The following is a 26,012-nucleotide window of genomic DNA, read 5'->3' as shown; positions in this document are numbered from 1 at the left end:
TTATTCCTTCCGTCAGAAGCTGAAGCCGGGCGCGACGGCCCCGGACTTCGCCTTGTTTTCGCTGCGCACGGGCGCCGTGGCTTGTGGGCCTACGGGCGTCGGGGCGCCGGGTGCGCGGGTCGGGCCTTGGCCGCGCGCGCCGCTGATGCCGTCATTGCCCTGCTGCAACAGCAGCCCCTGCGCCTGGGTGGCGTTGCGGAAGCCGTCGGTCGGCAGGCGCACGTCGGACGCATTCATCGGTTTCGCCAGATAAGGCGTGACGATGATGACCAGTTCGGTTTCGTTGCGCTGGAAGGAGCGCGACTTGAAAAGGCTGCCCAAGATCGGCACGTCACCCAGGAAGGGCACCTTGTTGATGGTGTTGCCGGTTTCGCTATTGAGCAGGCCCGCGATCATGAAGGCCTGGCCCGATCCTAGCTCCACCGTCGTTTCGGCGGTGCGGCTCTTAAGCGCAGGCACATTGGTGTTGATCGTAAAGTCCAGGCTGGACACCGTCGGCCGCACGCGCAGCGAGATGCGGCCATCGGCCAGCACCGTCGGCGTGAAGGCCAACTGGACCCCATATTGCTTGAATTCGATGCTGTTGCCCTGCGTGCCGTTGCTGACCGTGTAGGGATATTCGCCGCCGGCCAGGAAGCTGGCGGTTTCTCCCGACAGGGCGGTCAGGTTCGGCTGCGCCAATGTCGTCGACAGACCGCTCGATTCGGCGAGGTCCAGGGCAGCCGCTACGTCCATACCGAACAATTTTGCGATGAACCCGAGCGAGGTCGTTCCATCGTTCAAACCGCTGAAAGTCCAGGAACGCGTCGTGTTCTGGGGTGCGTCCGCCACAGGGCCATTGTCGGTGACGAAGTTGCGGTCTCCGCGATTGATGTAGCCGCTGAAGCTGCCCCGACCGGTGCCAAGGCCGGTTATGTTCATGCCGATCTTGTGGCCCAAATCCCTGCTGACTTCGGCGATCTTAACCTGCAACATGACCTGCAACGGGGTCGCCATCCGCAGGCGGCTGACCACGGTGACGTCCTTGCCGACGAAGGCCTGCGTCAGCCGTTCGGCCTCCGCTGCGTCTTCGGGCGCCTGGATCGTGCCGGTCAGCAGGACCATGCCGTTCATCTTGTTGACCGCGATCTGCGCGCCCGGCATTGCCAGGTGCAGCATATCGTCGATGCTGGTCAGGTTGTTGCCGACCCGCACGGTGCCCGAAAACAGCACCTTGCCATTGGGCGCGGTGGCAAAGACGGTGGTTTCACCAGCCTTCTTCGCGATCAGGTAGAGCTGGTTCTGCGAACGGACATGAACGTCCACCACATCAGGGTTGCCGATCACCACATCCGACATCTTGGACGGCAGGTTGACCACCCGGCTGCCACCGACCGACATCAGGATCGCATTGTCCTGATAGCTGGAAGGCGCGGCGTTGACGGCGCTGGTTGGCGTTACGACCATGGCGACCGCCAGGCCCAGGGCGATTGCCGGAGCGGCAAGGCGCGGGGCGCGATTGTGCAAGCTCTTCATCTTACTTCCCCCCGACCGGAACTTCGGTCACGTTGGTGCCGCGGGCCACGCGGATCACCGGGCCCTTAAAGGCGACGGTGCCCATCGGCGCACCATTGGCAACGGCCATCGGCGGCAAGGGCGCGTCGGCCTTGGCCGGGACCGAGCTACGCTGGTAGCGCGATACGTCGGCGCCGGTCGAATAGGTGGAGCCGCGATCGACCGGGCGCGAGGCGAGCTTCGCGATGATCGACTTTTCGGCGTTCGGATTGCTGCCGTCGGGCAGATCAACGTCGGTGCCGGCGATAGCGGCGTCCAGGTCAGACGCTGTATCGGCCATCGACCGGAGCGACATGGACAGCGACCCGATGGTCTGCGAAACCGCGATCTTCTCGGCGATCTTGGGCGTCACTTCGATGGTCACGTTGGAATAGGTGCGCACTTCGGGCTTGCCGTCTGCACCCATCGCATCCATGCGCTGGTCCGTGGCGAGCACCCGCAGGTTGCGCAGGATGGTCTCGGATACTTTGAGCGGATCGCCGTCGCCGCCGCCCGATACGCTTTGCGTCAGGACGAGGTCGATACGGTCGCCGGGGAAGACGAAGCCTGCCACCGAGCTTTGCGCCGACACCGGCACCGTCACGGCGCGCATGCCAGGGCCAAGCGCCGCAGCAAGGAAGCCGCGATCGCCGGGCTTGACGATGGCGCCCTGGGTCAACGGCTGTCCGGCCGTAATGGCGGAGCGCACGACGCTGCCGGCCAGCTTGGCGGGGTCGGCCTGACCCTTGAGATAATAGACCTGTTCGATCAGATCCTTGGGCCATGGCTGGAAGCGGAAGCTTTCCGCATCCAATATGGTGCCCACGGGCAGAGCCTTGGTCGCCACCAGCACATGGGGCTGGTCGGCATCGCTGGGCATCGACGCAGCGTTTACTTGTGGCGCGCTCGACGAACTCAACATGCTGCGCGCAAGCAAGGCTGTAGTGACCGCTATGATAAGCGCCCCCACCAGCAGCACGATCTTCTTAGCATCCATGACGAAATTCGCCTCCCTCAAATGGGTGCACTGCCCCCAGTGCCCCACTCATCACGCAAAATGGTTAAAATATCGTTCGCCAAGCAGCCAAAGGGCTGCGATCGAGATGGCGACGCCGTACGGTATTTCAGGCTGTCCGAGCCTTTTGGTCATCCGATGGTGGATGACCGTGACGACGGTGACTAGGCCGCCCAGGATCGCCATCAGGACGATCATCGACAGCACGGCCTGCCATGGAAACCACAGCGCCAGCGCGCCGAGCAGCTTGACGTCGCCGCCGCCCATCATGCCGAACGCGAAGAGCGCGGCGAAGAGGGCAAAGACGATCGCAGCGACCAGCAGTTGGACGGCGACGCCCGGCCATAGGTCAAGGCCGCAGGCCAGCCACCACAGCGGGGCCAGCGTCGCAACCGCCAGGTTCAAGCGGTTGGAAATGATGCGGGATCGCAAATCCGTGATCGCCGCCGCGATCAGCAGCGCGCCAAGGGCGCCTATCAGCGCCAATTGGAAAATTTCCCCGTTCATGGGGCTTATCCCCTAGACCATATGGCTTACCAAAGCGTAACCATGGGACAGATGGATTCACCCGATTTCCCCGTTGCCGCTTTCGACCGGCGCGCCTGGCCGATGGGCGGGCGGCTGGACTATTGGATGGTGCCCGATGGCTGGCCGATCCGGCGCTATAGGCTGGGGTCCGGCACGCGCGGGCGGATGTTGGTGATGGGCGGCCGCGGCGACATGATCGAAAAATATCTGGAGGTCATCCATCATTGGGCGGGGCGCGGCTGGGCCGTGACCAGTTTCGACTGGCGCGGGCAGGGCGGATCGGGCCGACTGACCGATGATCCGCTTTGTGGTCATATAGACAACTTTGCCGACTGGGTTGCCGATCTGGACGCACTCGCGGCCGACTGGCGGTCGGAAGGCGACGGGCCAACCGCGATGGTGGCGCATAGCATGGGCGGCCATATGCTGTTGCGGGCACTGGCCGAAGGGATGCCGTCACCCGATGCTGCCGCCGTGGTCGCGCCGATGCTGGGCGTCCATAGCGCGCCGCTACCCCGCTGGCTGGCGGTGGCTATCGCCCGGTTCATGGTGCGCACTGGTCGTGGCGCGCTGCCTGCCTGGACGCAGAAGGAACAGTCGGAACGACAGCGGCGGATGCGGCAGAAGCGACTGACCCATGATCCCGATCGCTATGCCGACGAAATCTGGTGGCGCGATCATAGTCGTGAGATAGCCTTGGGCCCACCGAGCTGGAACTGGGTGCTCCAGGCGCTGGAATCGACGCAGGCGCTGGCGGAGGGAGATGCCATCGCCCGCATCGCCACGCCGCTGCTGATCCTGGCGACGAAGGCGGATCAGTTGGTGGCGACACCCGCCATCGTCAAGGTCGCAAACCGGATTGTGGGGGCGCGACTGCATGTTTATGGCCGGGAGGCGGCGCATGAAATATTGCGCGAAACGGACCCGGTGCGGCTTGATGCGCTTCGCCGGATAGATGCCTTCCTGGACGAGGTCGCGCGTTGAACCATCCCGATATCGTCATCATCGGCGGCGGCATTGCCGGGGCGAGCCTTGGCGCGCAGCTGTCGGCGGACGCGCATGTGCTGATCCTGGAGATGGAGGGTCAGGCGGGCTATCACGCCACCGGTCGTTCGGTCGCCTTCTGGGAGGAGACCTATGGCGGCCCGGTGGTGCAGCCGCTGACGACCGCTTCGGGGTCGTTCCTGACCGCGCCTGATCCCGATTTTCACGACGGCGCTTTCCTGTCGCCGCGTCGAACATTGCATATCGGTCGGGCCGGGGATGAGGCGCAGCGCGACGCTCTGCTCGCCCAGTTTGCGGGGAAGGTCGACCTGCAATGCGTCGATCCCGCTGCGCTGGTGCCGGGCCTGCGGGCCGACTGGACGCTGGGCGTGCTGGAGGCGAGTTGCCAGGATATCGACGTGGCGGCGCTCCATGCGGCCTATCTGCGCCAGTTCCGGCGATTGGGTGGCGAGCTTCGCCTGAATGTCCGCCTTGTGGCTGCCAAGGCCCATGCAGGTGGCTGGCGGATCGAGACGAGCGAGGGGACGATCCAGTGCGGCTTGCTGATCGACGCGGCGGGGGCCTGGGCCGATGATGTCGCGGTCGCCTGCGGCGTCGCGCGGGTTGGCATCCGGCCGCTGCGGCGGACTGTGGTGCAATTGCGCGTGCCCACGATGCCTTCGATCGACCTCCCGCTGGTCATGGACCTGTCCGAACGCTTTTACTTCAAGCCCGAAGGGCAGTGGCGGCTGTGGCTCACACCCCATGACGAAGCGCCTTCGCCGCCGTGTGACGCCGCACCAGAGGAACTGGCGGTGGCGCAGGCGATCGCTCGGTTCGAGGAAGCGGTGGATTGGCCGATCGCGGCGGTCGAGCGGAAATGGGCGGGGCTGCGCAGCTTCGCACCCGATCGCGCGCCCGTTTATGGGTTCGATCCCGATGTGCCGGGCTTCTTCTGGTTTGCCGGGCAGGGCGGTTTTGGCATCCAGACGGCCCCGGCCGCGGCGCTGCTGGCGAGCGCGCTGATCCGGGGAGAGGCGCCGCCGTTCGCCAACCTCGATCCGAGCGCCTATTCGCCGGCCCGGTTTCGCTAGCACATTCATCCCCGCATCGCGCGGCGGCTGGCCAGCCCCATCATCGCGAAGCCGGCAAGCGAAGCGGCGATATTGGCCATCGCCGCGCCCTTCGTGCCGTAGAGCGGCAAAAGCGCCGCCTGCGCGCCCAGCAGCAGCAGGGTCGACACGAAGGTGATGCGCAGCGACAGCCCGGCCCGGTCGGTCGCCATCAGCAGCGGGCGGTAGCTGACCCCGATCAGGTCGATGCAGGCGGCGACGCCCAGCATCAGCAGCAGCGGATAGGCGGGCAGGAAATCCTGCCCCGCGATCAGGCCCAGCAGCGGATGGCCAATGGTGACGATCAGGGCGATGATGACCGCGCCCGCCACCAGCGCCAGCCGGTTGGTGCGGCGGAACAGCGCGGACAGCGCTTCCTTGCCATGGCTGTTCGTGCGGGACAGTTCGACGAAGATGCTGCGCGAGAGCAGGCTGGAAATCTTGGTCAGCGAATTGGCGAGTTGATTGGCGAGCCGGTAGAGGCCCGCGCCTGCTGGCCCCACGAAGCCGCCCACGATCAGCACCGCGACCTGCTGGCCGATGGACGACAGGCTGGTCTGGAGATTGGTGGCGGTCAGGAAGCCGATGATGCCGGGATTTTCGCGGCGCGCATCCAGTGCCCGGCCTGCGCGCCAATTGCCGATCCGCCCGTGCCCGACCTTCAGCGCAAGATACCAGTAGCTTATGGCGCAGAGCAGTTCGGCAAAGGCCCAGGCGACCAGGAAGCCGCTGATGTTGGGCATGACCGCCAGCGCCACGGCCGCGCCGATCATTCGCCCCACGGGGATCATGGTTTCGGCAAAGGCGGCCGAATCGAACCGGTCGAACAGGCGCAGGATGCCGGTCGGGCTGGATCGGATGGTGACCATCATCACCATGCAGAAGGCCCAGACTTGCCACCCCATGTCCGGTCCGATACCCAGCAGGTCGCCGAAGAGCAGGATGATGGCCGCGGCGATCAGGCCGCCCGCGACCGCCGAAGCCAGGTCGATCAGGATGCAGAAGCGCAGCACGCGGTTCAGCGCGTCGCCATTCCCGTCCATCAGATGCGGCTGACCGTAGCGCACGACGATCTGCCAGCTGTCGAAGCTGACCAGCGTCTTGATGACGTTGGCGGCGCTCAGCACCAGGGCGAAACGGCCGAAATCGGCCACGCCCAGCGTGCGGGTGACGATGGCGAGATAAGCGAGGCTCAATACCGCGCCCACGCCCTTACCGCCCAGCAGCCAGCCCGTATTGGCCAGGATGCGGGCGAAACCGTCCCCCGCCGCGCCCGATCCGCGCTTGAACATCACCTGTGACTGGTCCCTCATTTGCGCAGGAGCGTGCTGCGCTTTAGGCGAGCGTCCGATCCAGTGCAAACATCGCCTTTTTTTCGGCCAAATTCCTCTCTAAAGCCGCGGTCATGACGATCACCAAAGCCATCATCCTGTCCGCCGGCCAAGGCTCGCGCCTGCTTCCGCTGACCCGCGACGTGCCCAAATGCATGATCGAGTTTAACGGGCGCACCCTCATCAGCTGGCAGATCGCCGCGCTGGTCGCCAATGGCGTTACCGATATCGTGGTGGTCACGGGGTTCCGCACCGAGCGGGTCGAGGATCATGCGCTGCAACTCTATCGCGAAACCGGCGCGCGCATCCGTTGCGTGTTCAATCCCTTCTTTCAGGTCGCCGACAATCTGGGGACGTGCTGGATCGTGCGGGAGGAGATGGACCGAGATTTCATCATCCTGAATGGCGACACCATCATATCGGACGAGATCGTCGCACGCCTGATCGCGGGCGCGCAGGATGCCATCACCGTGACCGTCGATATCAAGGCGGACGGCGACTATGACGATGACGACATGAAGGTGAACCGCGACGAAAGCGGCCGACTGCATCATATCGGCAAGCGGTTGTTGCCGCCCGACACCAATGCCGAATCGATCGGGATGCTGGCCTTTACCGGCGAAGGCCCAGCGATCTTCCGCAACCAGATCGACCAGATGATGCGCACACCCGAAGGGGTCGAGCGCTGGTATCTGCGCGCCATCGACATCATCGCCAAGGGCAACCGCGTCGGCACGGCCTCCATCGAGGGGCTGGAGTGGCAGGAGGTCGATTTCCACCAGGATGTCGAAGCGGCGATGGCGCTGACGGCGAAGTGGGTGGCGGAAGGGCGCTACGGGAAATAGGGCGTGCGTCGGGTGGCGCGGTGACGCGACAGGCCGAAGTTCACACCGTTGTCGGGTGGAATCGGCCGATAGTAGCGGTGAAGCCCGTGCGAAGCGTCTGTAAGGCCACTGCGGAGTCACATTTGGGGCACGACTGGGTAGCGGGGAAGCCCCATCCGGTTCACACTGACGCGACAGGGACGCTACACTTATGCGCCGGCGACGCGCAGCCTGCGCGATGGCTGGACGCTGCTTGCGGTCATGGGGCAGGCGGAGCGGGTTCATCCTTGAGGATAAACCAGACAAAATCCTACATTGGAAGGCTGTTGGAGACGCGGGCGGACGGGAAGCGACCAACTTTGGACATCTATGCCGCTTGCAGTGATCCCTAGAAGCAGACACACATGGCTATGTTCAAAGCCCTATCGCTGGCCATCCTTTGCATAATGCCTGCCGGGTGTTCCGATACGTGCGGAGTTGATATCGTCTTGCGGTTAACCTCTCCCGATGGTCAGCGCGACGCCGTAATGTTCCAGAGGGATTGCGGTGCGACAACGGGTTTCTCCACGCAAATCTCAATTTTGAAAGCTGGCGAAGAGCTTTCAGGCATGGGCAATGCTTTTCGCGCTGATGATTACCATGGCGCGGCCCGATCAGGCCCTTGGGGTGGCCCATGGGCCGAGATGAAATGGCTATCCCCGGATCGCCTGCTTATTCGCTACACCCCAAAATCTCGACTTTTTGAGCAGGATGAACACGTTTCGGGTGTCGGCGTAACCTATGAGGTGGTCGGCTCCTGACGACCAGAAGCGGGCGATCAGCAGACGGGTTGCATGATCGACAAGCTGATGCCCCATTACCGTCACCCCAGCGAAGGCTGGGGTCTCAGGCGACGATGCGATGCGGATGGGTAAGTGCCAAGCCGAACCGTCGCGTGCCCCCGCACGAGACCCCAGCCTTCGCTGGGGTGACGAGGTTTTTACGTCGCCTTTCGCGTGAAGTCTCGCGCAAAGACTGTCCGCTCAACACCCTGTCTTCGTCATTCCCGCGAAGGCGTGAACCTATCTCCCTCCCTTTCGACACGGCGCAAAGTCTGGAGATGTTCAGAAGAGTCACGTGCCTCTTCTGAACCCGCCTCCGCGGGGATGACGGTATAGAAACGAGGCGTCCGCTCCCCACCCCTTTTTCGTCATACCCGCCTGCCTAGGCGTGACGAGCGTTGGCGTTATGCCATTCCCCCGTCGAACAATCCCCTCAGCCAATCCCGCACGTCGTCCAACGCGCCGTCCAGCTTGACCGCTTTGCCCAGGTCCGGCTGCCCCGGCCAGCCTGCGTCGGGCACAGTCACGCCGCCACCGGTCCGTTCGCCTTCGTAGCGGGGGATGACGTGGAAATGGACATGGGGATCGACCATCATCAGCATCAGATAGTTAATCTTCGCATAGTCCACCGCTTGGCTCAGCGCCGCCTCGATCGTCGCGGTGACGGTCTTCAACTCCGTATGGGCCGCCACTGGCAGGTCGCCGAAGGCGGTCGCGTCGCTCTTGGCTGCCAGTATCAGCGATCCGAGCGTAGGCTGGGCGGCGCGGAGCAGGACGACCCAGTGGTCGAACTCGGCAATCAGGGTCGCGGGGTAACCGAATTTTGCGATGGTGGCGTTCATAGCGCTGCCTCCGTCTCGTCCATCCAACTGACGATCGGCCGGCCCGACCGCTTGGCGGCATAGGCCTGCGCCAGCCGCACGGCGTGGACGACCAGCGAGATGATCGTCCACCAGGCGAGCGCGATCAGCCCGATATCCGGGCGTCCGAACAGCAGCGAGACGAACAGGATCACCATGTTCGGGTTGCGGCGCGCGGTGATGAGGCGGAACTGGCTGTCGAAGGGGCGCCAGACGTGGATGTCCATCTTGAAGTCTTTCAGGAACATGCCCTCGATCAGCCGTTGCAGGATATAGCCGGCGATCACCGCGACCATGACCAGGGTGAATGCCTGGGTCGAAAGCGACAGGCCCCAATAGGCAAGGCCGGTGCCCCAGAAATACCACCAGAAGGGCGGGTGAACCAGATCGACGCCATGGTCGATCACATTGCCCCATTTGGACGAGGTGATGGTGCAGCGGGCGAGTTTGCCGTCCACCGTGTCCAGCACCATGAAGATGAAGCCGGAGAGGAAGCCGGTCCAGTACATGCCCTCTGCAAACAGGAAGGTCGCGAGCAGGCAGAGGGTGACGCCGATCACCGACACCATGTTGGGCGTCATTTTGAGCTGCGCGGCTATGCGGGTCAGGACCAGCGCCAGTTCGGGCCAGAGATATTTGGTGAGGATGTCGGTGACGCCCTTATAGGCGCCGAAATAGCTTTGCCGTTCGATCGCGTGCCGGGTCGCGGGGGTGAGTTCGCGCACCATGGGCTGCTCCAGCTTGCGCAGCTGGCGGTTGTAGAGCTTGCGGCCGTCCGACAGGTCGATGACATGGGACGCGGCGAGCGGATCGCTGCCTTGTGGCACTTGGCCCACGATCGGCGTCTGGCCCCAGGCGAAGAGGGTGCCTGGCGTTTCCAGCACCAGCCGCAGCAACAGCGGGTCGAAGGCATAGGTCAGGTTGAAGAGCAGCTCATGTCCTGCCGCCAGATGGCTGCCGTTCTTCGCAGCGCTTTCCGCCATGCGGCGATTGCGTTCGGCATTGGTCATGCCCCAGATCGGGGTGGGGTTGTCGCCCAGCAAGCGGATCGGGCCGAGGGTGGTGGTGAGGGTCTGGCTCATGATGGGTTCTTCGCGAAGTTCAGGATGAGGTCGGCCTGGCGTTGTGAGGCGGGGACCGGCGACAGCTCGATCGATTGCTGCATCGCGGCTTCCTGCGCGGCGAGGAATCCGGGTTGCACGTCGGGCGCGCGGGCAAGGGCGGCGGGGAGGATGTCGGCAGACTCGATCACCTGGCCGAGGCGCCAATGGGCGAAGGCGTCACCCGCGCCGTCGCGATGGTCGAGGTTGAGGAAAATGCAAGGGCGCGGGTGGAGCAGAAATTCATACACCTGGCTCGACACGTCGCCCAGATACACGTCCGCGCTCATCGTATAGCTCATGTCGATCGAATGGCGGCTGCCCATGTCGACGCGGATATGGGGGGCGTGGCTGACGATCGGGGGGGCGGTGCGCGCCAGCTTGGTATGGGGCGCGATGATGACGTTCCAGCCGACAAGCGACTCCAGCGCGCCGAGCATCTGCGGGCCGTGCCTGACCCAGGAGGAGAGCGCCGGGTCGAAATGCGGATTATAGAGCAGCACCGGATCGTCATTGTAGAAATAACGCTGGCGCGGTGCCTTCAGCTCGAATTTGGGATAGCCGCCGACGGCGACGGTTTCGGGCGTGGAGAGGCCGCGTTCGATCATGCGATGACGGTCTTTCTCGCCCGCGACCAGGGTCAGGTCGAAATCGGCATGGCGCTTTTTGTAACCGCCCTCCCGGTCGCCCGCGCCATGTTTGATGAGGATGAGACGCGATGAAAAGCCTGGCACGCGGCGCAGCCAGGCGCTGCTGATTTCTGTCGTCACCAGCGTCGGAAAGCGGGCGATGGTCGCATAGTTGAGCAGCAGCGTCGCAAGTCGGGAGGGCTGGCGGAACAGCGAGTCGGGGCGCGAGGGCGGACGGCGCAGCCGGACCGGTCTCAAAATCCCTTGCGGATCATAGCTGGCGACCAGCGCCAATAGCTGGTCCGAAGGCGACAATATGCTGACCCGCAAGTCGGGGCGCCGGGCCAGTTCGAGCGCGGCGGGCAGCCAATGATAGAGCTGCTGCGCTTCGGCGATGGCGAGAAAGGCGATATCAGTCGGCAATGAAGGCAAGTCCCCGAAACGGTCAATCCTGCCCTAACGATCAGGGCGAAGGACGCAAGACGGCGCGGCCTTCATGGCGTGTCCAAATGGGCAGGCCGCGCAGAAACATGGCTTAGGCGCTGGACCTTTGCTCAATTTTTGTTATGCGCAACGCCAACCTAACAGACATATTCGAAGAGGCTCGACGAGCGATGGCCGAATTTGCGTTGCCCAAGAACAGCAAGATCAGCGGCAAGGGCGTAACCCACCCCGCGCCCGCCGGCGCGACCAAGGTGCGCAGCTTCAAAGTCTATCGCTACGATCCCGACTCCGGGCAGAACCCGCGCTACGACACGTTCGAGATCGATCTGGACAGCTGCGGCCCGATGGTTCTGGACGCGCTTCTGAAGATCAAGAATGAATATGATCCGACGCTGACCTTCCGCCGCTCGTGCCGTGAAGGCATTTGCGGCAGCTGTTCGATGAACATGAACGGCAAGAACGGCCTGGCCTGCACCACGGCGATCGACGAGTGCAGTGGCAAGGATGTGCGCATCACGCCGCTGCCACACATGGACGTGATCAAGGATCTGGTGCCCGACTTCACCCATTTCTACGCCCAGTATAATTCGATCCAGCCCTGGCTGAAGACCGTGTCGCCGCCGCCGTCGGGCAAGGAGCGGCTTCAGTCGCCCGCCGACCGCGAAAAGCTCGACGGTCTGTACGAGTGCATCCTGTGCGCCTGCTGCTCGACCAGCTGCCCATCCTATTGGTGGAACAGCGACAAGTTCCTCGGCCCCGCGATCCTGCTCCAGGCCTATCGCTGGCTGGCGGACAGCCGCGACGAATATACCGGCGAGCGGCTGGACGAGTTGGAAGATCCCTTCCGCCTTTATCGCTGCCACACGATCATGAACTGCGCGAATGTCTGCCCCAAGGGCCTGAGCCCGGCCAAGGCAATCGCCGAAACCAAGAAGATGATGGTCGAGCGGCAGCTCTGATCTTGAACAGTGACGGCGTTGCCGGTGGCGTCCCGCTGACCGACGGGAAATGGGCGGGTTGGTCCGGCTGGGCCGAGCCGCATCCCGACACCTTTTTGCAAGCCATCGGGCGCGGCTATATGCGCAGCGACGCGCCCGGCAAGGCGCTGGTCGGGCTGGAGACGCGGCCTGGCCATCGCAATCGGATTGATACGCTGCACGGCGGTTTCCTGGCGGCCTTTGCCGATCATGCCTTTTTCGGCGCGCTCTGGGCGATGGGCCACCGGGACCATGTCAATGGCATGACCATCGACCTGACAATGCAATATCTGGGCGCGGGCAAAGTCGGCCCCGACCTGATCGCCGAGGTCGAACTGCTGCGGGAAACCGGGCGGATGCTGTTCCTGCGGATGGTGATGACGCAGAATGGCGCGCCGGTCGCGGCATCGACCGCCACGATCCGCAAGGCGCCCTCCACAAGGTGACCACCGTTCTTGCCCGTTATGACGCCCTGGTGCAGGCCGGGGAATTGCGGGCCGATCCCGACCAGCGGGCGGCCGCGGCGCGACTCGACCGGTTGCAGCAGGAACTGGAAGCGGTGCCGGCGCGCGGATCAACGCTGTGGAAGCTGTTGCGCAAACAGCCGGAACCGCCGCGCGGCCTCTACATGTGGGGCGGCGTCGGGCGCGGCAAATCGATGTTGATGGACCTGTTCTTCGACACGATACGCATCCAGCGCAAGAAACGCGCCCATTTCCACGAGTTCATGCTCGACGTTCATGCGCGGCTGGCGGAAGCGCGCAAATCGGAAACGGGTGATCCGATCCCCCCGGTGGTCGAGTCGCTGGCCGACGAAGCGCGATTGCTGTGCTTCGACGAGATGGTCGTCAACAATATGGCCGACGCGGCGATCATGTCCCGGCTATTCACCGGCCTGCTGGAAAAGCGGGTGACGATCGTCACAACGTCCAATCGCGAGCCGGACGAACTGTACAAGGATGGGCTCAACCGCCAACTCTTCCTGCCCTTCATCGACCTGATCAAGGTGAAGCTGGACGTGATGACGCTGAACGGGCCGGTCGATTATCGGCGCGACCGGCTGGGCGACGCGACGCTATGGCATTGCCCCAATGGCGACGCAGCAACGCAGGCGCTGAGCACCGCCTTTTTCCGCCTGACCGACTATCCGCCGTCCGACCGCGCCCATGTGCCCTCGGAAGATATCGCCGTGCAGGGCGGGCGAACGCTGCATGTGCCCAAGAGCCTGAAGGGGGTCGCGGTCTTTTCCTTCAAGCGGCTGTGCGCCGAGGCGCGGGGGGCGCCCGACTATCTGGCGATCGCGCGCAAATATCATACGGTCATCATCGTGGGCATACCCATATTGGGACCGGAAAACCGCAATGAAGCAGCGCGCTTCGTCACGCTGATCGACTCCCTGTACGAGTATAAGGTGAAATTGCTGGCTTCGGCCGATGCCGAGCCGTCGCGGCTCTATCCGCAAGGCGACGGCGCGTTTGAGTTTGAGCGGACCGTATCGCGGCTGATGGAAATGCAGTCGGACGATTATCTCGAACTGGGTCACGGCCCCAAATAAATCATCTTGTCGTTGGTCCATTCGTCGCCGGGAGGAATCCGCCCGTCTGATCGCGCGCAGGCCGTTCATCAGGCCGCAATCTTAAGGTGAGAAAGGGACCGGGCGCCCCTGAGGAGAAAGGCGCCCGGCAGGATACCGCTGCAGGGAAGGCTGAGGACCAGGGTAGAAGTCCGCAGCGACAGGGTGTGAATCGGCTTTAATGCAATTGCGAATGAATTGCAAAGATAATTTGGACTTACGGCTTTTGGCAGGTTGAAACCCCCGTCCGAAGGGCGTAGGCGATCCAGCAATTCCAGTAGTCATGACTTGGAGGATGACAAGCATATGGCCCGTAAGAAGATTGCGCTCATCGGCGCTGGCAATATCGGCGGCACGCTGGCGCACCTGGCGGCGTTGAAGCAACTGGGCGACATCGTCCTGTTCGACGTGGCGGAGGGTGTGCCCCAGGGCAAGGCGCTCGACCTGTCGCAATGCGCTTCGGTCGAAGGCTTCGACGCCAAGATCACGGGCAGCAATGATTATGCCGACATCGCGGGCGCGGACGTCATCATCGTTACCGCCGGCGTCGCCCGCAAGCCGGGCATGAGCCGCGACGACCTGCTGGGCATCAACCTTAAAGTCATGAAGGCCGTGGGCGAGGGCATCGCCGCCAACGCGCCCGACGCTTTCGTCATCTGCATCACCAACCCGCTCGACGCGATGGTGTGGGCGCTGCGCGAATTTTCGGGCCTGCCGCATAACAAGGTCGTCGGCATGGCCGGCGTGCTGGACAGCTCGCGCTTCAACCATTTCCTGGCGGAAGAATTCAACGTGTCGGCCAAGGACGTCACCAGCTTCGTCCTGGGCGGCCATGGCGACACGATGGTCCCGGTGATCGAATATTCGACCGTCGCGGGCATCCCCGTTCCCGACCTTATCAAGCAGGGCCGTTCGACTCAGGAGCGTATCGACGCCATCGTGCAGCGCACCCGTTCGGGCGGGGGCGAGATCGTCGCGCTGCTCAAGACCGGTTCGGCCTTCTATGCGCCGGCCACCAGCGCGATCGCAATGGCCGAAGCCTATCTGGGCGACAAGAAGCGCCTGCTGCCCTGCGCCGCCAACCTGACCGGCCAATATGGCATCGATAATCTCTATGTCGGCGTGCCTGTCATCATCGGCAAGGATGGCGTCGAGCAGATCGTCGAGATCGCCCTGAACGAGGAAGCCAAGGCGAACCTTGCCGTGTCGGTCGACGCGGTGAAGGAATTGCTGGAAGCGTGCAAGGGCATCGATCCTTCGCTGGCATGATGCGGTTTTCGCTCTTCCTGACGGCGGCGATCGTGGCCGTTGCGCCTTCGATCGCCGTTGCCGAGCCGGTGGCGGAAGTGCCTGGCGCGGTCGCTGCGTTCCAGCGTGTCTGCCTGGCCGGTGGGGTCGATCCCGCCGCGCCTGCGGCAAAGTTGGCTGCCGCAGGCGGGGTGAAGGACGCGACCGTGACAATCGACGTGCCTGCACTGGCGATTTCACGGGCGATCAGCAAAAATTATGATTTCAGTAAGCCGCTGGCCGTCGAGCAATGGTCTGGCAGCGTCGATGGCCGTACCGCGAAGTTCGTGATCGCCAGCTTTCCTGAAAAGCGCCGCTATCCCCACCTTTGCGCTCTGGTTGTCGATGGTGTCGCGAGCGCGCTGCCCTATGCTGATGATTTGAAGGCCGCCTTCAAGTCATTCGGTATTGGCGCAAAGAGTGTCGATCTGGTGCATTATTTTGAATATGCGGGGAAGGTCGGGTCGGACAATCATCCCGTCCGGGGTGAGATATTCACGCGCTCCCAGGCCAGTGGCGCTGAAAAGAGCATGCACATTTACGTAGCCTATTAACAGCCGTTCGAGCCGAACAAGAGGACGATATATGTCTATTCTGGTGAACAAGAACACCAAGGTCATTACGCAAGGCATGACCGGTGCCACCGGCACCTTCCACACCGAACAGGCCCTGGCCTATGGCACGCAGATGGTTGCCGGCGTAACCCCCGGCAAGGGTGGCACGACCCATATCGGCCTGCCCATGTATGACACCGTCGCGGAAGCCAAGAGCAAGACCGGCGCGGACGCTTCGGTCATCTACGTGCCGCCGCCATTTGCGGCTGATTCGATCCTGGAAGCGATCGACGCGGAAATCCCGCTGATCGTCGCGATCACCGAAGGCATCCCGGTTCTGGACATGGTCCGCGTGAAGCGCGCCTTGTCGGGCAGCAAGTCGCGCCTGATCGGCCCGAACTGCCCCGGCGTCCTGACGCCCGGCGAGTGCAAGATCGGAATCATGCCCGGTTCGATCTTCTCCAAGGGTTCGGTCGGCGTCGTCTCGCGCTCCGGCACGCTGACCTATGAAGCCGTGTTCCAGACCACCAATGCGGGCCTGGGCCAGACCACGGCCGTCGGCATCGGCGGCGATCCGGTCAATGGCACCAACTTCATCGACGTGCTGGAGCTGTTCCTGGCCGACGACGCGACGGAATCGATCATCATGATCGGTGAAATCGGCGGCGACGCGGAAGAACAGGCGGCGCAGTTCCTGATCGATGAGGCCAAGCGTGGCCGCAAGAAGCCGATGGCCGGCTTTATCGCGGGTCGCACGGCGCCTCCTGGCCGTCGCATGGGCCATGCCGGCGCGATCGTGTCGGGCGGCAAGGGCGACGCGGAAAGCAAGATCGCGGCGATGGAAGCGGCCGGCATCAAGGTCGCCGCCAGCCCGTCCGAATTGGGCTCTACGCTGGTTGAGGTCTTGAAGGGGTAAAATAACTCCTACATATACAGCATATGCAGGCGGCCGGGCTGCACCCCGGCCGCTGATTTTCCCGCTTCGCGACTGCACGCGGCTGGGATGGGACTAGGGTAATGGGTTACGAGAACCAGGAAGTTTTTGACGCGGTTGCGGAGATAGAGCGCGGCCCAAGCTGGGCGCGTGATAACTGGCCGCTGAGCGAGACCGACGATCTGACCGGGGCGATGGACCCCACGCAGATGCAGGTCGCCGTGAAGGCCGCCGCCAAGTCCGCCGGTAAGGCCGTGTCGGATGCCGACGCCGTCGCTGCCGCTGACGATGCCATTCGCGCGCAGATGCTGATCCGCACCTATCGGGTGCGCGGGCATCTGGCCGCCAATCTCGATCCGCTGGGCCTGACCAAGCGTGACCTGCCGGCTGATTTGACGCCGGAATATCACGGCCTGACCGACCCCGCCAAGAAGATCTATCTGGGCGGCACGCTAGGCCTGCAATATGCGACCGTGGCGGAGATCGTCGCGATCCTGCGCGCCAATTATTGCGGCAATGTCGGCCTGGAATATATGCACATCGCCGACGTGGAGGAGCGTCGCTTCCTGCAGGACCGGCTGGAAGGCAAGGATAAGGAAATCATCTTCACGCCCGAGGGCAAGAAGGCGATCCTGGCCAAGGTCATCCAGGGCGAGCAATATGAGAAGTTTCTGGGCCGCAAATATGTCGGCACCAAGCGTTTCGGCCTGGACGGCGGCGAATCCATGATCCCGGCGCTGGAAGCGGTCATCAAATATGGCGGCCAGTCCGGCGTGCGCGAGATCGTGTTCGGCATGGCCCATCGCGGCCGCCTGAATGTGCTGGCCAATGTGATGGCCAAGGGCTTTCGCGTCATCTTCCACGAATTTTCAGGCGGCACCGCCAATCCTGAAGATGTCGGCGGTTCGGGCGACGTGAAATATCATCTGGGCACCTCGACCGATCGCGAGTTCGACGGCGTCAAGGTCCATATGTCGCTTGTTCCCAACCCTTCGCACCTGGAAACCGTCGATCCGGTGGTGCTGGGCAAGGTCCGCGCGCAGCAGACGTTCCGCGATGACCTGGGCAAGCATGAGCAGGTTCTGCCCGTGCTGATCCACGGCGACGCGGCGTTCGCAGGGCAGGGCATCGTCTGGGAATGCCTCGGCTTCTCCGGCGTGCATGGTTACAACACTGGTGGTTGCGTCCACTTCATCATCAACAACCAGATCGGCTTCACCACCAGTCCGCAATTTTCGCGTGGATCGCCCTATCCGTCCGACGTGGCGAAGGGTGTCCAGGCGCCGATCCTGCATGTGAATGGCGACGATCCCGAAGCCGTGACCTTCGCGACGAAGCTGGCGATGGAATATCGCCAGACCTTCCATCGCGATGTGGTCGTCGATATGTGGTGCTATCGCCGCTTCGGTCATAATGAAGGCGACGAGCCGGGCTTTACCCAGCCGCTGATGTATAAGGAAATCCGCCAGCATCCGCCGGTCAGCGACGTCTATTCGGCGCGGCTGAAGAGCGAAGGCGTGGTCGATGACGACTATGTCGGCAAGGTGACTGGCGATTTCGTCAATCATCTGGAGGAAGAGTTCGAGGCGTCCAAGAGCTACAAGGCCAACAAGGCCGACTGGTTCGCCGGTCGCTGGTCGGGCCTGCACAAGCCGGCCGATGCCGAAACATCGCGCCAGAGTGTGGATTCGGCGATCAGCACCAAGCTGTTCGACAGCCTGGGCAAGACGCTGACCACCGTTCCTGAAGGGCTGAACGTCCACAAGACGTTGACCCGCGTGCTGGCCGCCAAGGCGGAGATGTTCAAGTCGGGCGAGAATTTCGACTGGGCGACCGGCGAGGCCCTGGCCTTCGGCTCGCTGCTGTCGGAAGGCTATGGCGTGCGTCTGTCGGGACAGGATTCGGGGCGCGGCACGTTCAGCCAGCGTCACGCGGTGTGGACCGATCAGGATAGCGAGAATAAATATATCCCGCTCTCCACCGTGCCGCATGGCCGGTTCGACGTGCTCGACAGCCCGCTGTCGGAATATGGCGTCCTGGGCTTCGAATATGGCTATGCCCTGGCCGATCCGAAGAGCCTGGTGATCTGGGAGGCGCAGTTCGGCGACTTCGCCAATGGCGCGCAGATCATTTTCGACCAGTATATCGCCTCGTCGGAGACCAAATGGTTGCGCTCCAATGGTCTGGTCTGCCTGTTGCCGCATGGCTATGAAGGGCAGGGGCCGGAGCATAGCTCGGCGCGTCTGGAACGCTTCCTGCAACTGTGCGCGGAAGGGAATATCCAGGTCGCCAACATCACGACGCCTGCCAACTACTTCCACGCTCTGCGTCGCCAGATGCTGCGGCCCTTCCGCAAGCCGCTCATCATCATGGCGCCCAAGTCGCTGCTGCGGCACAAGCTGGCGGTCAGCAAGGCAGAGGATTTCCAGGGCGAAACCCAGTTCAAGCGCATCCTGTCGGACCCCAACGGGTCGGCCGACAAGGACACCAAGCGGCTGGTCCTGTGTTCCGGCAAGGTCTTTTACGACCTGATGGAAGCCCGCGACGCGGCCGGCGACAAGGACGTGCAGATCGTTCGCATGGAGCAGATCTACCCGTTCGCGACCGACGCATTGGCCAAGCGTATCGAACGCATGACCAATCTGGACGATATCGTCTGGTGCCAGGAAGAACCGCGCAACAATGGCGCGTGGTTCTTCGTCGAACCCTATATCGAGGAAGCCCTGGTCAAGGCTGGCAAGGCGCCCAAGCGCGCCCGCTATGCCGGCCGCAAGGCGTCCGCCTCGCCCGCGACGGGCCTGGCCTCGCGCCATGTGTCCGAACAGGGCGCCCTCGTCGCCGATGCGCTGGGTCACAGCGTCCGTGAAGAAATCCGTCGCCAGAAGAAAGGCTGATCAAGCTCATGGCTACCGAAGTCAAAGTCCCAACGCTGGGCGAATCCGTTACCGAAGCAACCGTGGGCCAGTGGCTCAAGAAGCCCGGTGAGGCCGTGAAGGTCGACGAGCCGATCGTGTCCCTCGAAACCGACAAGGTTGCCGTGGACGTGCCATCGACCGTGGCCGGTGTCATGGGCGATATCGTCGCCAAGGAAGGCGATACGGTCAATGTCGGCGCGTTGCTGGCCTATGTGAACGAAGGTGGTTCGGCCGCCGCAGCGCCTGCTGCCGCATCGCCTGCTCCGGCGGCGGCTGACGCTCCGGCACCTGCGGCCAAGGCCGAGGCCGCTGCGCCTGCGCCCGCCGCATCGGCTCCCGCCGCTTCGGACGACGAAGAAGGTGGCAACCTGACGCTGTCGCCCGCCGTGCGCCGCCTGGTGTTGGAGCATGGCCTTGACCCCAGCAAGATCAAGGGTACCGGCAAGGACGGCCGCCTGACCAAGGACGACGTCACCGCCGCCGTCGCCGATGGCACGGCTAAGGCGGCCGCGTCGACCCCGGCCGCAGCGCCCGCCGCCGCCGAAGCGCCCTCCGCTGGTCCCAGCCGCGCGCAGGAACGGGTGAAGATGACACGCCTGCGCCAGACGGTAGCCAAGCGTTTGAAGGAAGCGCAGAACACTGCCGCGCTGCTGACGACCTATAACGACGTCGACATGACCAACATCATCGAGGCGCGCGCGAAATATAAGGACCTGTTCGAGAAGAAGCATGGCGTCCGTCTGGGCTTCATGGGATTCTTCACGAAGGCCGTGTGCATGGCGCTGCGCGACATTCCGGGCGTCAATGCGCAGATCGAAGGCGACGAGATCGTCTATAACAACTTCTGCGACATCTCGGTCGCGGTGTCGGCCCCCACGGGCCTCGTCGTTCCGGTGATCCGCAACGCCGAAGCGCTGAACGTCGCGGATATCGAAAAGACCATCGGCGGCTTTGGCAAGAAGGCCAAGGAAGGCAAGCTGACGATGGAAGATATGAAGGGCGGCACCTTCACCATCTCCAACGGCGGCGTGTTCGGTTCGCTGCTGTCCAGCCCGATCATCAACCCGCCCCAGTCGGCCGTCCTGGGCCTGCACCGCATCGAGGAACGCCCGGTCGTCCGCAACGGGCAGATCGTAGCGCGTCCGATGATGTATCTGGCATTGAGCTACGACCATCGCATGGTTGACGGTCGCGAAGCGGTGACGTTCCTAGTCGCGGTGAAGAATGCGATCGAAGACCCGACCCGGCTGTTGATCGATCTGTAAAGGTCGCGACATGGGTTGGCATAGGATGGAGGACGGTATGAGAAAATTTGGAATTGCCGCTGCGATTGCGTTTTTGATGCCCGTTTCCGCTTATGCCGCCAGTTGTGATGCGCCCCGGAACGGGTTCGACAACGTCTATTGCTTCGCCAAGGTCTATATGGACCTGGATCGCCAGTTGAACGAAAATTACGTGGCGGTGATGAAGCTGTTGAACCCTGCCCAAAAGCAGGTGTTGCGTGATGGGCAGCGCGGCTGGATCGCCGCGCGGGACCAGCAATGCTATCGCAGCGAAGGCAATTCTAACGCCGTCAACATCGACTGCGCGCTCAGCACGACGCGCAGCCGTATCCAATTTCTTTCCGACCGTCTGGCGGAATGTCGCGGCACCAGTTGCAATCTGACCAAGCTGGGTCGCGTGGGAGATTCGTAAAATGAGTGACTTCGATTATGACGTTCTGGTGATCGGTTCGGGTCCCGGTGGCTATGTCGCCGCGATCCGCGCGGCGCAACTGGGCCTCAAGACCGCCTGCGCCGAAAGCCGCGAGACGCTGGGCGGCACCTGCCTCAATGTCGGGTGCATTCCTTCCAAGGCGATGCTCCATGCGTCGGAACTCTATAATGAAGCGGCCAATGGTACGCTCGCCAAGTTGGGCGTCAAGATCGACGCGATGAGCCTGGACCTGTCCACTATGCAGGGCCAGCGCGTCGATGCGGTCAAGGGCCTGACCGGCGGCATCGAATTCCTGTTCAAGAAGAACAAGGTGACTTGGCTCAAGGGCCTGGCCAGCTTCACAGGCGCGAACACCGTCGAAATCAATGGCGAGACGGTGACGGCGAAGAATATTGTCATCGCCACCGGGTCGTCGGTTACGCCCTTGCCGGGTGTCGAGGTCGACAATGCGGGCGGCAAGATCGTCGATTCAACCGGCGCGCTGGAACTGGACAAGGTGCCGGGGCATCTGGTGGTCGTCGGTGGCGGCGTCATCGGCCTGGAAATGGGCAGCGTGTGGAAGCGCCTGGGGGCCAAGGTGACCGTGGTCGAATATCTCGACCAGATACTGCCCGGCATGGACGGCGAAGTCCGCAAGGAAGCCAACAAGATCTTCAAGAAGCAGGGCTTCGAATATAAGCTCGGCACGAAGGTGACGGGCGCGCAGATCGTTGGCGACGGCGTCAAGCTGACGGTCGAGCCGGCCGCAGGTGGCGAGGCCGAGACGATCGAGGCCGATGTCGTCCTCGTGTCGATCGGCCGTCGTCCCAATACCGAAGGGCTGGGCCTCGACAAGATCGGCCTGGAACTGAACCAGCGCGGGCAGATTGAAACCGACCATGAGTTCGGCACGAAGGTTCCGGGCGTCTGGGCGATCGGCGACGTGATCCCCGGCCCGATGCTGGCGCACAAGGCCGAGGACGAGGGCATTGCCGTCGCGGAAAATATCGCGGGCCTGACCGGCATCGTGAATCATGACCTGATCCCGTCGGTCGTCTATACGAAGCCGGAAATCGCGGGCGTGGGCCTGACCGAAGAGGCAGCGATTGAAAAGGCCGGGGGGGACAAGGGCGCGATCAAGGTCGGCAAATTCCCGATGATGGCCAACAGCCGCGCGAAGACCAATCACGAGCCGGATGGCTTTGTGAAGATCATCGCCGACGCCGAGACCGACAAGGTGCTGGGCGTGTGGATCATCGCAACGCCCGCCGGCACGATGATCGCGCAGGCGGCGCAGGCGATGGAATTTGGCGCGTCGAGCGAGGATATTGCCTATACCTGCCACGCGCATCCCACGCATAGCGAGGCGATCAAGGAAGCGGCCATGGCCGTGCGGGGCAAGCCGATCCATATGTGATCGGGTTCGTCGGCTTCGATGATAAAGAAAAAGGCCTCCGCAACGCGGGGGCCTTTTTCTTTTGGGCGAACGGTTTGGCAATGGGTCGAGCGTGGCTTGCAGGCTGTTATCCTACGGTGGAGGGCGATCCATCACCTTCCTTATCCGGGAGATGCGGCTGAGCCTGCGAGCAGTCCGCCATCGATGTTTATTTCAGTGCCCGTTATGTAGGTTGCCTCGTCCGATGCCAGCATAGCTGCAATCGCTGCGACCTCTCCCGGCGTCCCGAAGCGTTTCAAAGGCGTATCGGCGACCAGGGCCTGCATCCTTACGTCGCGGTCGAGACCGGACCCCAGCATCGGTTCCCATATCGACGTAAGAATGGCGGCAGGATGTATGGAGTTGCAGCGGATTTTCCAGCCTTGCTGCGCGCAATAGAGCGCAACCGTCTTGCTATGGTTCCTCACGGCCGCTTTGGACGAGGCGTAGGCACCCGCTAGCGGGATGCCGACCAGTCCTGAACGCGAAGAAATGTTGATGATCGATCCCGCGCCACTCTTTTTCATCGCCGCGATCGCATAGCGACAGCCCAGAAATGTTCCATCGAGATTGACCCGGTGCACTTCCCGCCAATCGGCCAGGCTGGCATGTTCGGGATCATGGGGCGTCATGCCCTGCTCAAATCCGGTCACACCAGCGTTGTTCACCACCACGTCTGCTACCGGAACGATACTGGTCAGCCGCAACCAATCGGCTTCTTCCCGGACGTCCAGCTTTTCGAACCGGCACCCGATATCTGCAGCGGCCGCCATGCCTGCATCCTCATCTATATCTGTGAGGATCACGGTTGCGCCTTCGTCATGAAAGCGGGCGGCGATGGCGCGGCCAATGCCACGCGCCGCGCCCGTGACGACGCATATTTTGTTATTCAATCTTTGCATGATGCTCTCGAAACAGAGTCCAGTCGGCGGATCGCTCCGCTGGAATGGCTTGCCGCTTTAGCGGTGACGCTGGATCATTTCGAAAGCTCCCGAACAATATGCTCCTGATACCTTAATAATAGCATATCGATGGGGATAGCCGATATGGCCGCGCAAATAGATCGTCAGGTCTCAACTTGCCCAAATTCTCTTTCCACCGATCAAGGTTCGCCGTTTTCATCCTCATTCGGGCGTATTGGCGCTACCGTTGGCGGCGCCGCATCTGACGGCGCGGCAGGTTCATTCACCGGCAAACGGATCTGCCCGCCGCCGATATTCACCGTCATGCCGCCTTCGTCCACGCCGACGCCGACATTGCCGATGCCGGTTTCGACCGTCACATTGGCGATGGCGTTGACGAGGTCCGCGTCCTGCGTCTCATCCGGCGCGTCCTCGACCGGCTCGTTGATCGCGCCGCTCATGAAATTACGCCAGATGCGCGCGGGGACGCCGCCGCCGGCCGCGCCGCCAGGTAGGGGGGCGTTGTCGTCATTGCCGATCCATACTGCCGTCACCAAGCCCCCGGCATAGCCCACGAAAATAGCGTCGCGGCTGTCCTGGGTCGTCCCCGTTTTCCCGAAGGTGCTGGTGCGCAGCGCCGCGGCGCTGCCGGTGCCGCGATTGGCGGCGGAGGAGAGGAGGTCGCGGATCATGTCGAGTTGATCCTGGCTGAATTGCCGCTGGCGCTGCATCAGCTTTTCGAACCAGCCCTGTTCTTCGGGCGGCAGGCCGTGGGCGAGCACCGGATAGGCGCCCGCTGCGACCGCCGCATAGGCTTCGGCCAGTTCGACCAGCGGGATTTCCGAGGTGCCGAGCGCGAGGCTGAGATCCTCCGTCAATGGCGCGGTGACGCCCAAGTCGCGGGCGACCTTGATGACATTGTCGACACCGACCTTCTGCGTCAGGCGGACGGCCGCGACATTGCTCGACGCGGCGAAGGCTTGGCGCAGGGTGATGCGGCCGCGATATTTGCCGCCATGGTTGGCGGGGCGATAGGTGCCGGTAGCGATCGGCGTGTCGTCGATCATATCGTCGGGCGTCATGCCCGCACGGAAGGCGGCGAGGTAAACGAACAGTTTGAAGGTCGATCCGGGTTGACGCTTGGCCTGCACGGCGCGGTTGAAGCTGCTCTTGGCATAATTTTTGCCGCCGACCATGGCGACGACGCTGCCGTCGGGCTTCATCGCCACCAAAGCGGCCTGCGCGCCGCCCAGTGGCGCGCGGCGGATGGCGGCTTCAGCCAGGCGCTGGATGCGCCAGTCGAGGGTGGTTTCGATCTTTTGCTCGCCATAGACGGCGCCTGCACGGTCGCGCGCCTGGGGCAGCACCCAGTCGGCGAAATAGGTGCCGGTGGTGGCGTCGGGCGTGTCATGGACGTTCAGCCGGGCCGGGGGCAGGGCGTTGCGCTCAGCCTGGCTGATATAGCCCGCGTCGACCATCGCCTGCGTCACCAGCGCTGCGCGGGTACGCGCGCCTTTCAGGTTGCTGGTGGGTGCAAGGCGGGATGGCGCCTTCAACAGTCCGGCCAGCATCGCGGCCTGCGGGATGGTCAGCCGTTCGGGCGGGCGGTTGAAATAATGGCGCGCCGCGGCGCGCAAACCATAGACATTGTCGCCGAAATAGACGTTGGAGAGGTATCTCTCCATGATCTGGTCCTTGGTCAGCCAGGCTTCCAGCCAGAGCGCGATCAAGGCTTCGCGCGCCTTGCGGCCGAAGGTGCGGTCGCTGGACAGGAACACGCCCTTGGCCAGCTGCTGCGTGATCGTGCTGCCGCCCTGCGACGATCCGTCCGACCAGAGATTATGCCACATGGCGCGGGCGATGCCGCGCGGATCGACGCCCCAATGCGACATGAAGCGGCGATCCTCGATCGCCATGAAGGCTTGGGGCACATGGGCGGGCAGGTCCGCCATCGTCACCGGCTTGTCGATCACCGCGCCGCGCCGGGCGATCAAGTGGCCGTCGGCAGACGTCAGGCTGATGCTGGGCGGGGCGATGGGCTTCAAGGAACGGGAGAGCGGCGCGGTGACTGCGAGCCAGGCGACCAGGATCATCAGAACGGCCAGGCCCGCCGCGATCACCCAACCGCCGATCTGGAGCCGGCGACGCCAGGGCGTGGGCGGCGCGAAGGCGCTGGGCGGACCCGCGCCGAACGCGCGTGATGGCTGCGCGAAAGGATCGAGTGGAGCGGAGTCGGGCATGTCTTCCGTCATACTGTGTTATTCATATCATACAGTCAAGCCTGTCCCGCGCCGGGACAGCCCGAAATTAGCCAGGATCAGCACTGGTCCAAATGGTAAATTTTGCGTTAACCACGCATCATGCGAAACCGACCCCTCGTCCTCACCACCGAATCGGCCCGCCATCCTTTCCGCCAGCGGCTGCCCGCCCATGTGCTGCGCGTTGCGGAGGAAAGCCCCACGCGCAAGAAGCGGATCAGCGACGACGACAGCGACTGGAAGCTGTTCGGGCTGAGTTTCGCGGCTTTCTTCACCGCCTTTTACAGCTTCATTTTCTGAA

25 protein-coding genes are annotated in these 26,012 nt (G+C 63.2%); 16 read left to right on the top strand and 9 right to left on the bottom strand.

Annotated features, from left to right (window positions below):
• Positions 1 to 12 precede the first annotated feature (12 nt).
• The 3 genes from CEQ44_RS16880 to CEQ44_RS16870 are packed head-to-tail and all read right to left on the bottom strand — an operon-like array spanning position 13 to position 3,055.
• Positions 13 to 1,515, bottom strand: coding sequence for a type II and III secretion system protein family protein (locus CEQ44_RS16880; RefSeq protein ID WP_088181996.1), 1,503 nt, complete (start codon positions 1,513 to 1,515; stop codon positions 13 to 15).
• Between the two features lies 1 nt (position 1,516).
• On the bottom strand, positions 1,517 to 2,530 hold the full coding sequence (gene cpaB / locus CEQ44_RS16875; protein WP_088181997.1) for a Flp pilus assembly protein CpaB: 1,014 nt from the start codon (positions 2,528 to 2,530) through the stop codon (positions 1,517 to 1,519).
• Positions 2,531 to 2,581: 51 nt separating this feature from the next.
• Entirely contained in the window at positions 2,582 to 3,055 is a 474-nt protein-coding gene (locus CEQ44_RS16870) for a prepilin peptidase (RefSeq protein WP_088181998.1), read from the bottom strand.
• A 42-nt stretch (positions 3,056 to 3,097) separates the two neighbouring features.
• On the opposite strand from CEQ44_RS16870, the gene CEQ44_RS16865 reads away from it, so the two are divergent.
• Both CEQ44_RS16865 and CEQ44_RS16860 read left to right on the top strand, forming a co-directional pair.
• Complete coding sequence (locus CEQ44_RS16865; protein ID WP_254913766.1) at positions 3,098 to 4,060, top strand: alpha/beta fold hydrolase; 963 nt, start codon at positions 3,098 to 3,100, stop codon at positions 4,058 to 4,060.
• Positions 4,057 to 5,154, top strand: coding sequence for an FAD-binding oxidoreductase (locus CEQ44_RS16860; RefSeq protein WP_088182000.1), 1,098 nt, complete (start codon positions 4,057 to 4,059; stop codon positions 5,152 to 5,154). The genes CEQ44_RS16865 and CEQ44_RS16860 overlap by 4 nt, the downstream gene beginning before the upstream one ends.
• A gap of 5 nt (positions 5,155 to 5,159) precedes the next feature.
• Here CEQ44_RS16860 and CEQ44_RS16855 read toward each other — a convergent pair whose 3' ends face one another.
• Entirely contained in the window at positions 5,160 to 6,464 is a 1,305-nt protein-coding gene (locus CEQ44_RS16855; RefSeq protein WP_088182001.1) for a lipopolysaccharide biosynthesis protein, read from the bottom strand.
• Between the two features lie 113 nt (positions 6,465 to 6,577).
• On the opposite strand from CEQ44_RS16855, the gene CEQ44_RS16850 reads away from it, so the two are divergent.
• A complete protein-coding gene (locus CEQ44_RS16850; RefSeq protein ID WP_088182002.1) occupies positions 6,578 to 7,348 on the top strand; it encodes a sugar phosphate nucleotidyltransferase in 771 nt (256 codons plus the stop codon).
• A gap of 383 nt (positions 7,349 to 7,731) precedes the next feature.
• A complete protein-coding gene (locus CEQ44_RS24080; protein WP_140419265.1) occupies positions 7,732 to 8,127 on the top strand; it encodes a hypothetical protein in 396 nt (131 codons plus the stop codon).
• A gap of 425 nt (positions 8,128 to 8,552) precedes the next feature.
• Here CEQ44_RS24080 and CEQ44_RS16845 read toward each other — a convergent pair whose 3' ends face one another.
• The 3 genes from CEQ44_RS16845 to CEQ44_RS16835 are packed head-to-tail and all read right to left on the bottom strand — an operon-like array spanning position 8,553 to position 11,160.
• Positions 8,553 to 8,990: an HIT family protein gene (locus CEQ44_RS16845; protein ID WP_088182003.1), complete on the bottom strand. Its 438-nt coding sequence runs from the start codon at positions 8,988 to 8,990 to the stop codon at positions 8,553 to 8,555.
• Positions 8,987 to 10,090: a CDP-alcohol phosphatidyltransferase family protein gene (locus CEQ44_RS16840; protein WP_088182004.1), complete on the bottom strand. Its 1,104-nt coding sequence runs from the start codon at positions 10,088 to 10,090 to the stop codon at positions 8,987 to 8,989. The genes CEQ44_RS16845 and CEQ44_RS16840 overlap by 4 nt, the downstream gene beginning before the upstream one ends.
• Positions 10,087 to 11,160 carry a glycosyl transferase gene (locus tag CEQ44_RS16835; protein ID WP_088182005.1) on the bottom strand — a complete coding sequence of 358 codons (1,074 nt, stop codon included), beginning with the start codon at positions 11,158 to 11,160 and terminating at the stop codon, positions 10,087 to 10,089. Before CEQ44_RS16835 ends, CEQ44_RS16840 begins: the two co-directional genes overlap by 4 nt.
• Positions 11,161 to 11,351: 191 nt before the next feature.
• Here CEQ44_RS16835 and CEQ44_RS16830 point away from each other — a divergent pair, with 191 nt between their 5' ends.
• The 10 genes from CEQ44_RS16830 (at position 11,352) to lpdA (ending at position 22,533) form a co-directional block, all read left to right on the top strand.
• On the top strand, positions 11,352 to 12,140 hold the full coding sequence (locus CEQ44_RS16830; RefSeq protein ID WP_088182006.1) for a succinate dehydrogenase iron-sulfur subunit: 789 nt from the start codon (positions 11,352 to 11,354) through the stop codon (positions 12,138 to 12,140).
• 2 nt (positions 12,141 to 12,142) lie between these two features.
• Complete coding sequence (locus tag CEQ44_RS16825) at positions 12,143 to 12,604, top strand: PaaI family thioesterase (protein WP_088182007.1); 462 nt, start codon at positions 12,143 to 12,145, stop codon at positions 12,602 to 12,604.
• Positions 12,601 to 13,713, top strand: coding sequence for a cell division protein ZapE (gene zapE / locus CEQ44_RS16820; RefSeq protein ID WP_088182008.1), 1,113 nt, complete (start codon positions 12,601 to 12,603; stop codon positions 13,711 to 13,713). Before CEQ44_RS16825 ends, zapE begins: the two co-directional genes overlap by 4 nt.
• Positions 13,714 to 14,037: 324 nt before the next feature.
• Positions 14,038 to 15,000, top strand: a complete 963-nt coding sequence (gene mdh / locus CEQ44_RS16815) for a malate dehydrogenase (RefSeq protein WP_088182092.1) — start codon at positions 14,038 to 14,040, stop codon at positions 14,998 to 15,000.
• Positions 14,997 to 15,572 (top strand): hypothetical protein, encoded by a 576-nt coding sequence (locus CEQ44_RS16810; protein WP_088182009.1) that lies wholly within the window; start codon positions 14,997 to 14,999, stop codon positions 15,570 to 15,572. Before mdh ends, CEQ44_RS16810 begins: the two co-directional genes overlap by 4 nt.
• Positions 15,573 to 15,603: 31 nt before the next feature.
• Positions 15,604 to 16,488, top strand: coding sequence for a succinate--CoA ligase subunit alpha (sucD, locus tag CEQ44_RS16805; protein WP_088182010.1), 885 nt, complete (start codon positions 15,604 to 15,606; stop codon positions 16,486 to 16,488).
• Positions 16,489 to 16,589: 101 nt separating this feature from the next.
• Complete coding sequence (locus tag CEQ44_RS16800; RefSeq protein ID WP_088182011.1) at positions 16,590 to 19,400, top strand: 2-oxoglutarate dehydrogenase E1 component; 2,811 nt, start codon at positions 16,590 to 16,592, stop codon at positions 19,398 to 19,400.
• 8 nt (positions 19,401 to 19,408) lie between these two features.
• Positions 19,409 to 20,686, top strand: coding sequence for a 2-oxoglutarate dehydrogenase complex dihydrolipoyllysine-residue succinyltransferase (gene odhB / locus CEQ44_RS16795; RefSeq protein WP_088182012.1), 1,278 nt, complete (start codon positions 19,409 to 19,411; stop codon positions 20,684 to 20,686).
• A 76-nt stretch (positions 20,687 to 20,762) separates the two neighbouring features.
• Positions 20,763 to 21,116 carry a lysozyme inhibitor LprI family protein gene (locus CEQ44_RS16790; protein WP_176400187.1) on the top strand — a complete coding sequence of 118 codons (354 nt, stop codon included), beginning with the start codon at positions 20,763 to 20,765 and terminating at the stop codon, positions 21,114 to 21,116.
• 1 nt (position 21,117) lies between these two features.
• The gene (lpdA, locus tag CEQ44_RS16785) at positions 21,118 to 22,533 is read left to right on the top strand and encodes a dihydrolipoyl dehydrogenase (protein WP_088182014.1); all 1,416 of its coding nucleotides are present in this window, start codon (positions 21,118 to 21,120) and stop codon (positions 22,531 to 22,533) included.
• Positions 22,534 to 22,673: 140 nt separating this feature from the next.
• Here the strand turns inward: lpdA and CEQ44_RS16780 are convergent, their stop codons facing one another.
• Entirely contained in the window at positions 22,674 to 23,453 is a 780-nt protein-coding gene (locus CEQ44_RS16780) for an SDR family oxidoreductase (RefSeq protein WP_088182015.1), read from the bottom strand.
• On the opposite strand from CEQ44_RS16780, the gene CEQ44_RS24515 reads away from it, so the two are divergent.
• Complete coding sequence (locus CEQ44_RS24515) at positions 23,373 to 23,561, top strand: hypothetical protein (RefSeq protein ID WP_179210059.1); 189 nt, start codon at positions 23,373 to 23,375, stop codon at positions 23,559 to 23,561. The genes CEQ44_RS16780 and CEQ44_RS24515 overlap by 81 nt on opposite strands.
• Positions 23,562 to 23,653: 92 nt before the next feature.
• On the opposite strand, the gene CEQ44_RS16775 is transcribed toward CEQ44_RS24515, so the two are convergent.
• Positions 23,654 to 25,705, bottom strand: a complete 2,052-nt coding sequence (locus CEQ44_RS16775) for a transglycosylase domain-containing protein (RefSeq protein WP_088182016.1) — start codon at positions 25,703 to 25,705, stop codon at positions 23,654 to 23,656.
• A gap of 108 nt (positions 25,706 to 25,813) precedes the next feature.
• Between CEQ44_RS16775 and CEQ44_RS16770 the strand changes: the two genes are divergently transcribed.
• The gene (locus CEQ44_RS16770; RefSeq protein ID WP_088182017.1) at positions 25,814 to 26,011 is read left to right on the top strand and encodes a hypothetical protein; all 198 of its coding nucleotides are present in this window, start codon (positions 25,814 to 25,816) and stop codon (positions 26,009 to 26,011) included.
• The last annotated feature ends 1 nt before the right edge of the window (position 26,012 follow it).

Source organism: Sphingobium sp. Z007 (assembly GCF_900013425.1).
GTDB lineage: Bacteria > Pseudomonadota > Alphaproteobacteria > Sphingomonadales > Sphingomonadaceae > Sphingobium.
The sequence above is the reverse complement of the archived record's forward strand: the minus strand, read 5'-3'. Positions and strand labels throughout refer to the sequence as shown.

Coding starts and splice junctions, on each gene's coding strand:
- CEQ44_RS16880 (WP_088181996.1), bottom strand. CDS start 1,515: ATGAAGAGCTTGCACAATCGCGCCCCGCGCCTTGCCGCTCCGGCAATC.
- cpaB (WP_088181997.1), bottom strand. CDS start 2,530: ATGGATGCTAAGAAGATCGTGCTGCTGGTGGGGGCGCTTATCATAGCG.
- CEQ44_RS16870 (WP_088181998.1), bottom strand. CDS start 3,055: ATGAACGGGGAAATTTTCCAATTGGCGCTGATAGGCGCCCTTGGCGCG.
- CEQ44_RS16865 (WP_254913766.1), top strand. CDS start 3,098: ATGGGACAGATGGATTCACCCGATTTCCCCGTTGCCGCTTTCGACCGG.
- CEQ44_RS16855 (WP_088182001.1), bottom strand. CDS start 6,464: ATGTTCAAGCGCGGATCGGGCGCGGCGGGGGACGGTTTCGCCCGCATC.
- CEQ44_RS16850 (WP_088182002.1), top strand. CDS start 6,578: ATGACGATCACCAAAGCCATCATCCTGTCCGCCGGCCAAGGCTCGCGC.
- CEQ44_RS24080 (WP_140419265.1), top strand. CDS start 7,732: ATGGCTATGTTCAAAGCCCTATCGCTGGCCATCCTTTGCATAATGCCT.
- CEQ44_RS16845 (WP_088182003.1), bottom strand. CDS start 8,990: ATGAACGCCACCATCGCAAAATTCGGTTACCCCGCGACCCTGATTGCC.
- CEQ44_RS16840 (WP_088182004.1), bottom strand. CDS start 10,090: ATGAGCCAGACCCTCACCACCACCCTCGGCCCGATCCGCTTGCTGGGC.
- CEQ44_RS16830 (WP_088182006.1), top strand. CDS start 11,352: ATGGCCGAATTTGCGTTGCCCAAGAACAGCAAGATCAGCGGCAAGGGC.
- mdh (WP_088182092.1), top strand. CDS start 14,038: ATGGCCCGTAAGAAGATTGCGCTCATCGGCGCTGGCAATATCGGCGGC.
- CEQ44_RS16810 (WP_088182009.1), top strand. CDS start 14,997: ATGATGCGGTTTTCGCTCTTCCTGACGGCGGCGATCGTGGCCGTTGCG.
- sucD (WP_088182010.1), top strand. CDS start 15,604: ATGTCTATTCTGGTGAACAAGAACACCAAGGTCATTACGCAAGGCATG.
- CEQ44_RS16800 (WP_088182011.1), top strand. CDS start 16,590: ATGGGTTACGAGAACCAGGAAGTTTTTGACGCGGTTGCGGAGATAGAG.
- odhB (WP_088182012.1), top strand. CDS start 19,409: ATGGCTACCGAAGTCAAAGTCCCAACGCTGGGCGAATCCGTTACCGAA.
- CEQ44_RS16790 (WP_176400187.1), top strand. CDS start 20,763: ATGCCCGTTTCCGCTTATGCCGCCAGTTGTGATGCGCCCCGGAACGGG.
- lpdA (WP_088182014.1), top strand. CDS start 21,118: ATGAGTGACTTCGATTATGACGTTCTGGTGATCGGTTCGGGTCCCGGT.
- CEQ44_RS24515 (WP_179210059.1), top strand. CDS start 23,373: ATGAAAGCGGGCGGCGATGGCGCGGCCAATGCCACGCGCCGCGCCCGT.
- CEQ44_RS16780 (WP_088182015.1), bottom strand. CDS start 23,453: ATGCAAAGATTGAATAACAAAATATGCGTCGTCACGGGCGCGGCGCGT.
- CEQ44_RS16775 (WP_088182016.1), bottom strand. CDS start 25,705: ATGACGGAAGACATGCCCGACTCCGCTCCACTCGATCCTTTCGCGCAG.
- CEQ44_RS16770 (WP_088182017.1), top strand. CDS start 25,814: ATGCGAAACCGACCCCTCGTCCTCACCACCGAATCGGCCCGCCATCCT.